Here is a 10,194-nt window from a genome sequence, read left to right on the forward strand (position 1 = left end):
TCGTCCCTTTATCACGTTTCTCATTATGTTGCGCGGGCACAATGACACTGCCAAGACAGGCAAGTGAACAAGCGATGACAGACAGCCATCATGCAGTAAGTGAGGCGCTGAGTGTTTTTGGCCAGTCCACGATAGCGAGCCTTGCCATAACCAAAAACGTGTTTGATGTACCGAAAGGGGTGCTCCATCTTGGCACGGATACTGGCTTTGATTTTTTCGACTTTCTGTCGCCTGGCATCTCGCTTCTGGCGGGTGCCAGGCCGTTTGGCAATATACCAAGAGACGTCGTTGCGGTGCTTGTGCTCGTCTCTTTTTTGAATACCCAGGTAACCATGCCGGTATCGGCCATGCGAATAGGATTGGGGCATAGCGGTACCGACTGCGCCTTAGGCGAGTAACGTTGTTACCCGCCTAAGGCGCTGCGTACTAATGGGCGGTGCGCTTGCCGGTGGTGCTGTTGAACGGGTGAAGCGCATCGCTGGTCACGTACACCTGCAGCGTTTCACCTTCGCTGACCGGCGGCTGGCCTGCGGTACGCACCACCGTAGGTTGGTCGCTGCCTGCCAAGTTTAGGTAGAGATGGCTCTCTGCCCCGGCGGCTTCAAACAGCATCAAGGTAGCGTTCAGCGTTATATAGGGCGCGGCTGGCGGGGCGAGCTGCATATCGTCTGGGCGGATGCCGACGGTATCAGTCTCTTTCGGCAACTGGCTCAGCACGCCCTGGGTATCCTGCTGCGCAAGGTAATCCAGCGGCAGCATGTTCATAGCCGGTGAGCCAATAAATTCCGCCACAAACATAGTGGCCGGACGGGCGTAGATCTCCATCGGGGTGCCCACCTGCTCGATCTGACCAGCATTGAGCACCACGAGCCTATCCCCCAGCGTCATCGCCTCGAGCTGGTCGTGGGTCACATAGAGGCTGGTGGTTTTTAACCGCCGCTGAAGCTGCTTGATCTCAACGCGCATCTGCACGCGCAGCTTGGCATCCAGGTTAGAGAGCGGTTCGTCAAACAGAAACGCGGCGGGCTCGCGCACTAACGCACGGCCCATCGCCACCCGCTGGCGCTGGCCGCCGGATAGCTTGCGCGGTTTGCGCTCCAAAAAGTCCTCAATCTCCAGCATCTTGGCCGCCGTGCGCACCCGCTGGTCGATGTCGTCTTTCTTGAAGCCGCGATTCTTCAGGCCATATGCCAGGTTGTTGTACACCGTCATATGCGGGTAGAGGGCGTAGTTTTGGAACACCATGGCGATATCCCGCTCGGCGGGCTCAAGTTGGTTCACCACTCGCTCGCCGATCTTTAACGTGCCTTCAGTGATGCTCTCCAGGCCTGCCACCATGCGCAGCAGCGTGGATTTACCGCAGCCAGAAGGCCCCACCAGCACCACAAACTCGCCATCTTGGATATGTAAATCGACGCCTTTGACCGCTGCCACGTTGCCCGCGTAGGTTTTTTTCAGCCCTTCCAAGGTAATGCTGGCCATGGTTATTTCTCCGTCTCGGTCAGGCCTTTCACAAACAGGCGTTGCATAAACAGAATCACTAATACCGGTGGCAGAGCCGCCATCACCACGGCGGCCATAATAAGGTGCCACTGGGGGTTCTCTTCAGAGGTCATGCGCTGAATGCCCATCACAATGGTGTAGTAGTCCGGGTCGGTGGTGATCAGCAGCGGCCACAGATACTGGTTCCAGCCGTAAATAAACATGATCACGAACAGTGCGGCGATATTGGTGATGGAGAGCGGCATCAAAATGTCTTTGAAGAATTTCAGTGGGCCTGCGCCATCCACCCGGGCCGCTTCCAACATCTCCTCGGGGATGGTCATGAAAAACTGCCGAAACAGAAACGTCGCGGTGGCGGAAGCAATCAGCGGTATCGAAAGCCCCGCGAAGCTGTTTAGCATATTGAGATCTGCAACGACCTGAAATGTCGGAATAATGCGGACTTCGACGGGTAGCATCAGCGTGATGAAAATCAGCCAGAAGAAGAACATCCGAAAGCGGAAGCGGAAGTAGACAATCGCAAACGCGGAAAGCAGCGAGATCGACAGCTTACCCACGGTAATCGCCATGGCCATGATGAAGCTGTTCCATAGCATGGTGCCGGCCGGCGGCGCGCCCGCGTTTGAGACGCCGGATTGCCACATACGGGTAAAGTTTTCGATGCCGTGGGCACCTGGCAACATTGGTAGCGTGCCGCGTAGCAGGTCGCCCGGCGCTTGGGTCGAGGCCACCAGCGCTACGTAGACGGGAAACACCACCACCGCGACGCCGAGCATCAGCGTTAAGTGGGCAAAAAAGTTCGCCCAGGGACGATTTTCAACCATGACAAGACTCCAACAGTCAGCCTGCGGCTAGTAGTTCACCCGGCGCTCAATAAAGCGGAACTGCACCACCGTGAGTGCGACCACAATCACCATCAAAATCACCGACTGCGCGGCAGATGACCCCAGGTTCAGGCCCACGAAACCATCGGCGTACACCTTGTACACTAGTGTGTTGGTGGCCTGGGCGGGGCCGCCCTGGGTAGTGGCGTGAATAATCCCGAAGGTATCGAACATCGCGTACACCACGTTCACTACCATCAGGAAGAAGGTGGTGGGAGACAGTAGGGGAAACACAATGGTCCAGAAGCGCTTCATGGGGCTGGCACCATCAATGGCGGCGGCTTCGATAAGCGATTGGGGGATCGACTGCAGCCCGGCCAGGAAGAACAGAAAGTTATAGGAGATCTGTTTCCAGGCGGCGGCAAAAATCACCAGCAGCATGGCGTCCGCCCCTGAGGTTCGGTGGTTCCACTGATAGCCCACCATATCCAGCATATAAGGCACGATGCCGATGGAGGGATTGAAGATGAACCACCACAGTACCCCGGCAATGGCGGGGGCAATGGCATAGGGCCATACCAGTAGTGTGGTGTAGGTGCTGCGCGAGCGAATCATGCGATTCACCGTGCAGGCCAGCAGCAGCGCCGCCGCCATGGACAGCAGCGTGGTGCCAATGGCAAAAATGGCCGTCACCGAGAGCGAGTTGAGATAGTTGCCGTCACGAAACAGGCGGGAAAAATTCTCCAGCCCCACGAAGGTCGTGCGTAGCCCAAAAGCATCTTCACGAAGTAGCGACTGATAGAGCGCTTGTCCGGCCGGCCAGATAAAGAAAATCAGCGTGACAATGACCTGAGGAGCCAGCAGGGCGTAGGGCAAAAAACGCCCTGGGAAGGTCATGCGTTTGGTTTGCATAGGCAACGTATCCTGCGTCTATAAACGGCACCAATAAGTGGGGCACTTAAAAACAGGCTCGCCGCCTGCCAAGGGCAGGCGGCGAAGCAGGTGCTTACTTACTGATTCGCGGATTCAAAGTCGCGCAGTAGTTGGTTGCCGCGCTCTACTGCCGCATCGGCCGCTTCTTGGCCCGACTTGTTGCCGGTCATCACAGCTTCCATCTCTTCAGAGATGATGTCGCGGATCTGGACGAAGTTGCCAAAGCGCAGGCCTTTGGAGTTCTCGGTGGGCTCGTTCAGCGTCATCTGCTTGAGCGAAATATCCGCACCGGGGTTCTCATCGTAGTAACCCTGCTCTTGGCTCAGATCCCAAGCGGCTTGCGTGATCGGCAGGTAGCCGGTCTGCTGGTGCCACTCGGCCTGAACTTCCGGCTGGGAGAGATACTCGAAAAACGCTGCTACGGCGGCGTACTCCTCATCGGTGTGGCCTTGCAAAGCCCACAAGGTAGCCCCGCCAATGATGGAGTTTTGCGGCGCACCTTCTACGTCGTCGTAGTAGGGCTGCATGCCAAAGCCCACTTCGAAGTCGGCATTGGCAGCGACGTCGGCACGGGAAGCAGAGGAGCCAAAGAAGATCGCGCACTCCTGGGAGTAGAACATGGGTTCGGCATCCGGGCCAGAACCCGGGCCGCCCCATTTGAACGCGCCAGCGTCTTGCCAGGTTTTCAGGTTGTCCCAGTGGCGGGCGACCAGCTCGTTGTTGAAGTTCAGCTCGGTGTCCAGGCCGCCAAAGCCGTTTTCCAGCGTACCCAACGGCGAGTTGTGCATAGCGGAGAAGTTCTCCAGCATCACCCAGCTCGGCCAAGAGGTGGTAAAGCCGCAGTTAGCAGCACCAGACTCGGTAATTTGAGTGGCGTACTCTGCGAGCTCTTCCCAGGTTTGCGGCGGCTGTTCTGGGTCTAGGCCGGCTTCTTCGAACACATCGCGGTTGTAGTACATGATGGGCGTGGAGGAGTTAAACGGGAACGACAGCATATTGTCGTTGGTATCGGTGTAGTAGCCCACCACGGCGGGCAGGAAGGCTTCGCGATCAAACGCACGGCCATGAGCTTCCATCAGCTCATACACCGGATAAATCGCCCCTTCGGCGTTCATCATGGTGCCGGTGCCGACTTCAAACACCTGCAGGATGTGCGGCTGCTCGCCTGCGCGGAACGCTGCAATGGCGCCGGTCATGGTTTCGGTGTAGTTGCCGCGGTAGCTGGGCGTCACGCGGTACTCGTCTTGAGAGGCGTTGAACTCCTCGGTCATGCCTTCCAGAATTTCACCGAGTTGACCGCCCATCGCGTGCCACCAGGTCACTTCGGTAGCGGCATTGGCGGAAACACTTAACGTGGCGGTCGCCACACCGAGGGCAAGCGCGTGCAACGTGAAACGAGACATAACGGCTCCTTGTAGGTCGTGCGCAGTACGTTTATTAAGGTTTTTGGGTGCACTGAACAGTAGAAAGTGTAGATGACGATTTCATGAATGCACGGTGAACTTGTCGTGACGGACAACATTCGGCGAGACGCTGGTAGCGCTCAGTAGGCAAAGGGAATGCGGGGTGCTAGGGTGGCTAAAAAGCCTAACCAACGAGATAAACATGACGAACGTAACTGCGCTGCTGACCCAACTGGTGGCGTTTGATACCACCTCTAGCGAGTCGAACCTGGCGCTGATTGAGTTTGTTGAGCGCTATTTAGCCGATTACGGCGTGACCGCTGAGCGTGTGATGAGCCCCTGCGGTACCAAAGCCAACCTGATTGCCCGCATCGGCCCTGATGCGCCCGGCGGGGTGATGCTTTCCGGGCATACGGATGTGGTGCCCGTCGTAGGGCAGCCGTGGAGCAGCGACCCGTTTACCCTGCGCGATGGCGGTGATGGCCGTTTGTATGGCCGCGGCACTTGCGATATGAAGGGCTTTATTGCCTGCGCGCTCGCCATGGTGCCCACCTGGGCGAAGGCACCGCTGAAGCAGCCGATCTACTTCGGCTTCTCTTATGACGAAGAGATCGGCTGCGTGGGCGCCCCCAGCCTGATTAAGCGCTTTTATGAGCACTACTCCACCACGGCCCACGTGATTGTCGGCGAGCCCACCAGCATGCAGCCGGTGGTGGCGCAAAAAGGTGCGACCAACCTGCGTACCACAGTGATTGGCCGTGAAGCGCACAGCAGCCAAGTGAATCAAGGTACGTCCGCCATTCATGTGGCGGCAAGGCTAGTCACCTTTATTGAAGATACTATGGCAGTGCTAGTGGAAGAGGGACGGGTGGATCATGCCTTTAACGTGCCCCATACCAGTCTGCATGTGGGTAAAATCAAAGGCGGCACGGCCATTAATATCATGGCTCGGGAGTGCCAGTTCGAGTGGGAAATTCGCCACCTACCCACAGAAACCTTTGAAGAGGTGTACGGGCGCTTTAGCGACTACTGCGCAATGCTCAGTGAGGCGTTAAGTGCTCAGGGCAAAACCGTGGAAATTATTACTGAACCGCTGAACGTGACGGTACCGGGGCTGGCCGACCGAGACAATCAGCAGGTGCTGCGGTTAGCGCAGGATCACCTGCCCAGCGGCTGCTGCCAGCACGCGGTGGCCTATGCGACGGAGGCCGGACAGTTCCAGGGGCAGGGGCTGCAAACCATCATTTTAGGGCCGGGCAGTATTGCCCAGGCCCACCAGCCGGATGAGTATATTGAAACGGCGCAGCTCGATGAATGTAGTGCGTTTATGCAGCGCTTAGGCAGCGCTCTGGAAACGCCATATTCAGGCTAACGCGTTTATTTGCACCCAATAAAAAACACCCGCCAGTGTGATCGGGCGGGTGTTTTCTTGAGACGCTTACGGTCTGGCTGTTAGTGCTGATGCTGCTCTTCGTAAAGCTCGGCTTTCGCATGGCGCATCACATCTTCGCACGCCTGTTGATGGGCAAGCTGGGTAAGCAGCCGTTGCGTGACTTCAAACCCTTTCCCCAAGCAGGTATCTACTTCGTCACGGCTCACCTGTGGTGAGACGTTGTAGTCGATTTTTATCGTGCGGCCACCGCCTTCTAGCCGGTCGGCAAACCCTCTAAGCCGCCACGCGATTCGCTCTTTCCAGTTTGCTGATTCTTCCGCGCCTTCGTTTACGCTAAACGTGCACTGCCATTCCGGTTTGTAAACCTTCATAGGAGAACCTCCACTGCGTTTGGAAAGAATGATCGATCGTGTTGTCGTACTCCGTCTGTCTAGGGATCTTGCTCTGCTACTATACCCAACTCAGGGCCAATACCGAAACAAAACATCTACAGCGCCTGCTAAATGCATAAGCAAGAGCCACACTATGACTCATCCACTGACTAAAAGTTGCCCTTGTGGTAGCGATAAACCGTTTGATACTTGCTGCCAGCCCTATCATCAAGGGCGTATCTTACCGCCAACACCTGAAGCGCTGATGCGATCACGATACACTGCTTTCGCGTTGAATCAGCGTGACTACCTGCTTGCCACCTGGCATTCCTCGACCCGCCCTCAGCAGCTACCACTCGATTCTGATACCCAGTGGGTCGCGCTCGATATTGTGGCCGCGCCAACCGTGCAAAATGACCAAGGCTCCGTGCATTTTCGCGCCACTTTTCGTGAGTCGGGTGGCTGGCATGTGCTAGAGGAAGTCTCGCGTTTTGTACGGGAAGAGGGGCGCTGGTGGTATATCGACGGTACGCCTAGTGTCATGCGTTTAAAACCACGCCGGAATGAGCCTTGCCCGTGTGGCAGTGGGCGAAAATTCAAGGTATGTTGCCAGCAGGGCTAAGTAGTATGAGGCAGGAGAGGGGGTGAACGCTTTGCAGGTACTGTTGACTATTTGCCGTAGGATACTGCTACGCACTTCCTTTGCGGTCGCTCTTGGTATTGGGCTGCCTGTCAGCACCCAAGCGAGTGATCAGGCAGAGCTGAACAGCGCCCCTTTTCCTGCTTCTGATATTACCCTGGTGGTGCCGTTTGGCGAAGGCGGCGCTACGGATGTGCTGTTCCGGGCGATCGCAGAGCAAGCGCAAACGTATCTGGAAGTGCCGGTTACGCCAATCAATATGCCGGGTAATGGCGCAACGCTTGGCTCGCAGTTTGTTAAAGAGGCGCCCGCTGATGGCTACACTCTGCTTGGCAGCCATCAAACGATTGATCTTGCCTACTTTGCTGGCTTTGCGGATTACTACCACGATGCCTTTGCACCAGTGGCACTATTAACACGCACCGTTAATATTCCCGCGACCTATGCAGGGCACTCTGTTACTCAGGCCAGCCAAATTGCCGCCATGGTGGAGCAGCAGCCCGGCGAGTTGTTGTTTGGCATGATACCGCACTCAACGGATCACTTTTTCTGGTTACAGTTTTTTGAGCAAACGGGTATTTCGATCGACGACGTACAGTTTGTGCACTATCCCGATACCGGTGCACAGGTAGTGGCTCTGTTAGGCGGCGAATTGGATTTCGCGATGCTGAATTTGCCGTCAGCAAGCCAGCTGTTCAAAGCGGGAGCACTCACCCCCCTTGGCGTTGCCAGCGAAACGCGCCTGTCGGCATTGCCGCAGGTGCCAACGCTCATGGAGCAAGGCGTTGAGTTAGTGAATACGACTGATCGAGGCTTGTTTGCCCCGTTGGATACACCACCAGAACGTCTTGCGCGATTGGCAGGCGCATTTGAACAGGCCCTAGCCCAACCATCGCTTGCCCATACACTGCAGCATATCCACGGTTCCGGCGTAGATTTCCGGCCGCGAGAAGCTTACGGACGCTACCTTGATGAACAATACCAGCAGCTTAAAGCGCTGGCGGAGGCTGTTTCGTTTGAACGCTAGCAGCCGACTGACCACGCACAGGAGCGAGTGGGATTCATGCCATCAAACACGCGTGACTTAGCAGCTGAGACGCTGCTATTAATGGTGTCAGCGACGCTGCTCTTTATGGGCGGCGCAGGTCTGTTGGTAGGGCTTGTGCTGCCGAAGATGCTGCTTGGGCCTATGTTGGTTCCTGATGCTTCGTTGGCGATCCTCTTGATCGGCATGAGCTTATTGGCGACATTGTGCCACTGGCCTTGGCTGCGTTGGGGCGCTGCAGGCGCACTGTTGGCGCTCACGGCATATACCCTGGCCCATAACTCTCTTGATCAAGGGGTTGCCGAGTCACTGATTACCGGCGAAAGGCGCATAACCTCGCTATCAACGCTCTTTTTGCTTTGGGTTAGTGCTTGTTTGGGGGGCGGCGTTGGCAGTTCACCATGGCGCTTGTTATGGCGGATCACAGGGGTTGGGCTCCTGCTTTTTGGCGGCTTTGTGCTGGCCCAGCTTTGGCAAAGCGATGAGCTGTATCAACCGCTGTTTAGCTCTTCGCCCATCGCAGTCCTGGTATTTATTGTGCTGTTAGGGGCTGCTCTATTGGTGGCAGGCTGGCGACATCGTGCTGCACGCCTAAGCCCTGGCCGGTTAACCGTTATAGTCGGGTTGGCAGGTGTGCTGGCTAGCAGCTTGGCGTGGCTTCTGCTTAGCATGCACCAGCGTGACTCAATTGAGAAGCAGGCGAGCTATCTACTAGATAGTGTTCAGCTTAACGCTGAGCAGGCCATGACAGAGCAGCTTCGGTTAATGCAGCGCATGGCCGAGCGGCTAGAGATTGTCTCTGCTGACCAGGGCCAGAGCGAAGGCCTGTTTGAACAAGATGCCCAAAACTATTTTCGCGATACGCTGAGTTTAATAGAGATTGCGCTGGCTGATGACCAGGGCAGGGTAATCTGGTCGCAGGGGCGCAATGAAGAGAACGGCGACTGGCTATTGAGCCAGCTCAGCAAGCCCACCGTACAATCTTGGCTCAGTATTCCTTTTGAGCGCCCGCGCTTGCTAGTGCCCGATAACCAGCAGCGCAGCATGATGCTGATGGCCATTCCTGTCTCTAGCCAATCGCAACAGCTATTGGCCGCGATAGATTTAAGCACGTTGCTGAATAATGAGCTGCGGTTAGCCTTAGGGCCATTTCAGGTCAGCGTCAGCCGAGGCGAGCAACTGCTGCTGACGCTTCATCCCTCCGGGTTTGCTAGAGCTAACATCACTTATTCCTCATTGGTATTGGCAAGCCGTCTGGCTGGGCTGCCAGGGGGCGTTAACCTAACGCTGCGCGCCTACCCAGGCCAGCATTACAACTGGTATTTATTAGGTGTAATGCCCATTAGCGTCACGGTGGGTGGCTTGGTGATGAGCTGGTTGCTGGCATTTAGTGTGGGATTAGCCGGGGCAAGTACCGCCCGCGCAAGAGAGCTGGCGGCGGCTCGTCACTCCCTTGAGGAGAGTGAGCAGCGCTACCGTTCGCTGTTTGTACATCATCCGGACGCGGTATTTTCGCTGGATAAAAGCGGCTATTTCATGACGGCCAATACAACCTGCGGCAAGGTGATCGGCTTTCCTCTTGAGGAAGTTGTCGCGCGTCATTTCTCTGACTTTGTAGAAGAGCATGGGCGTGATTATATCAAATCGTATTTTAAGCACGTTCTGCAGGGCGGTATTTCACGTAATGAAATTACCATCACCGATAGTCAATCGCAGCGTCGTATTCTGGATTTGATCAGCTTACCCATCACAGTGAATGGCAGTGTTGAAGGGGTTTACGGTATCGCCCAAGACGTTACAGAGAAACGCAGGCAGCAGACTCGGCTGCGTATCCTTGAGCGCAGCGTGGAGGCCAGTGTGAACGGGGTGGTAATTGCTGATGCCAGCCAGCCTGATGTGCCGATTGTGTATGCTAACCAAGCTTTTAGCACTATGACGGGTTACTCACAAAGTGAAGTGATTGGCCAGAATTGCCGTTTTTTGCAGGGGCCTGATAGCGATCCTGCCATGGTCGCTAAGCTACGTTGTGGTATTCAGGAGCAGCGTGAGACCCAGGTGACGCTATGTAATTACCGCAAAGAT

The 10,194-nt window shown here is 56.1% G+C and carries 9 protein-coding genes and 1 pseudogene; 4 read left to right on the forward strand and 6 right to left on the reverse strand.

The window, feature by feature from the left end; all coding sequences use genetic code 11:
* Positions 1–23: 23 nt before the first annotated feature.
* The 5 genes and pseudogenes from A3220_RS17030 to ugpB form a co-directional block, all read right to left on the reverse strand.
* Positions 24–287 (reverse strand): annotated as a pseudogene (locus tag A3220_RS17030) (transposase); the annotation flags it as partial.
* 139 nt (positions 288–426) lie between these two features.
* A complete protein-coding gene (locus A3220_RS15025) occupies positions 427–1,482 on the reverse strand; it encodes a sn-glycerol-3-phosphate import ATP-binding protein UgpC (protein ID WP_044628795.1) in 1,056 nt (351 codons plus the stop codon).
* 2 nt (positions 1,483–1,484) lie between these two features.
* Positions 1,485–2,327, reverse strand: a complete 843-nt coding sequence (gene ugpE / locus A3220_RS15030) for a sn-glycerol-3-phosphate ABC transporter permease UgpE (protein WP_054641590.1) — start codon at positions 2,325–2,327, stop codon at positions 1,485–1,487.
* A 27-nt stretch (positions 2,328–2,354) separates the two neighbouring features.
* Complete coding sequence (ugpA, locus tag A3220_RS15035) at positions 2,355–3,239, reverse strand: sn-glycerol-3-phosphate ABC transporter permease UgpA (protein WP_044628793.1); 885 nt, start codon at positions 3,237–3,239, stop codon at positions 2,355–2,357.
* Between the two features lie 98 nt (positions 3,240–3,337).
* Positions 3,338–4,663, reverse strand: coding sequence for a sn-glycerol-3-phosphate ABC transporter substrate-binding protein UgpB (gene ugpB / locus A3220_RS15040; protein WP_062375614.1), 1,326 nt, complete (start codon positions 4,661–4,663; stop codon positions 3,338–3,340).
* Positions 4,664–4,865: 202 nt separating this feature from the next.
* Here ugpB and argE point away from each other — a divergent pair, with 202 nt between their 5' ends.
* Positions 4,866–6,035 carry an acetylornithine deacetylase gene (argE, locus tag A3220_RS15045; protein WP_062361852.1) on the forward strand — a complete coding sequence of 390 codons (1,170 nt, stop codon included), beginning with the start codon at positions 4,866–4,868 and terminating at the stop codon, positions 6,033–6,035.
* 80 nt (positions 6,036–6,115) lie between these two features.
* Here argE and A3220_RS15050 read toward each other — a convergent pair whose 3' ends face one another.
* The gene (locus A3220_RS15050) at positions 6,116–6,427 is read right to left on the reverse strand and encodes a hypothetical protein (protein ID WP_062361848.1); all 312 of its coding nucleotides are present in this window, start codon (positions 6,425–6,427) and stop codon (positions 6,116–6,118) included.
* A 154-nt stretch (positions 6,428–6,581) separates the two neighbouring features.
* On the opposite strand from A3220_RS15050, the gene A3220_RS15055 reads away from it, so the two are divergent.
* From A3220_RS15055 to A3220_RS15065, 3 genes are all read left to right on the forward strand, one after another.
* Positions 6,582–7,049 (forward strand): YchJ family protein, encoded by a 468-nt coding sequence (locus A3220_RS15055; protein ID WP_062375617.1) that lies wholly within the window; start codon positions 6,582–6,584, stop codon positions 7,047–7,049.
* 22 nt (positions 7,050–7,071) lie between these two features.
* Positions 7,072–8,094 (forward strand): tripartite tricarboxylate transporter substrate binding protein, encoded by a 1,023-nt coding sequence (locus tag A3220_RS15060; protein WP_084812792.1) that lies wholly within the window; start codon positions 7,072–7,074, stop codon positions 8,092–8,094.
* 36 nt (positions 8,095–8,130) lie between these two features.
* Positions 8,131–10,194 (forward strand): PAS domain S-box protein (locus tag A3220_RS15065; RefSeq protein WP_128082441.1); only part of this gene is annotated, 2,064 nt, incomplete at its 3' end.

Origin of the sequence: Halomonas sp. KX33721, from assembly GCF_001596805.1 — a bacterium.
Classification (GTDB): domain Bacteria; phylum Pseudomonadota; class Gammaproteobacteria; order Pseudomonadales; family Halomonadaceae; genus Vreelandella; species Vreelandella aquamarina.

Coding starts and splice junctions, on each gene's coding strand:
- A3220_RS15025 (WP_044628795.1), bottom strand. CDS start 1,482: ATGGCCAGCATTACCTTGGAAGGGCTGAAAAAAACCTACGCGGGCAAC.
- ugpE (WP_054641590.1), bottom strand. CDS start 2,327: ATGGTTGAAAATCGTCCCTGGGCGAACTTTTTTGCCCACTTAACGCTG.
- ugpA (WP_044628793.1), bottom strand. CDS start 3,239: ATGCAAACCAAACGCATGACCTTCCCAGGGCGTTTTTTGCCCTACGCC.
- ugpB (WP_062375614.1), bottom strand. CDS start 4,663: ATGTCTCGTTTCACGTTGCACGCGCTTGCCCTCGGTGTGGCGACCGCC.
- argE (WP_062361852.1), top strand. CDS start 4,866: ATGACGAACGTAACTGCGCTGCTGACCCAACTGGTGGCGTTTGATACC.
- A3220_RS15050 (WP_062361848.1), bottom strand. CDS start 6,427: ATGAAGGTTTACAAACCGGAATGGCAGTGCACGTTTAGCGTAAACGAA.
- A3220_RS15055 (WP_062375617.1), top strand. CDS start 6,582: ATGACTCATCCACTGACTAAAAGTTGCCCTTGTGGTAGCGATAAACCG.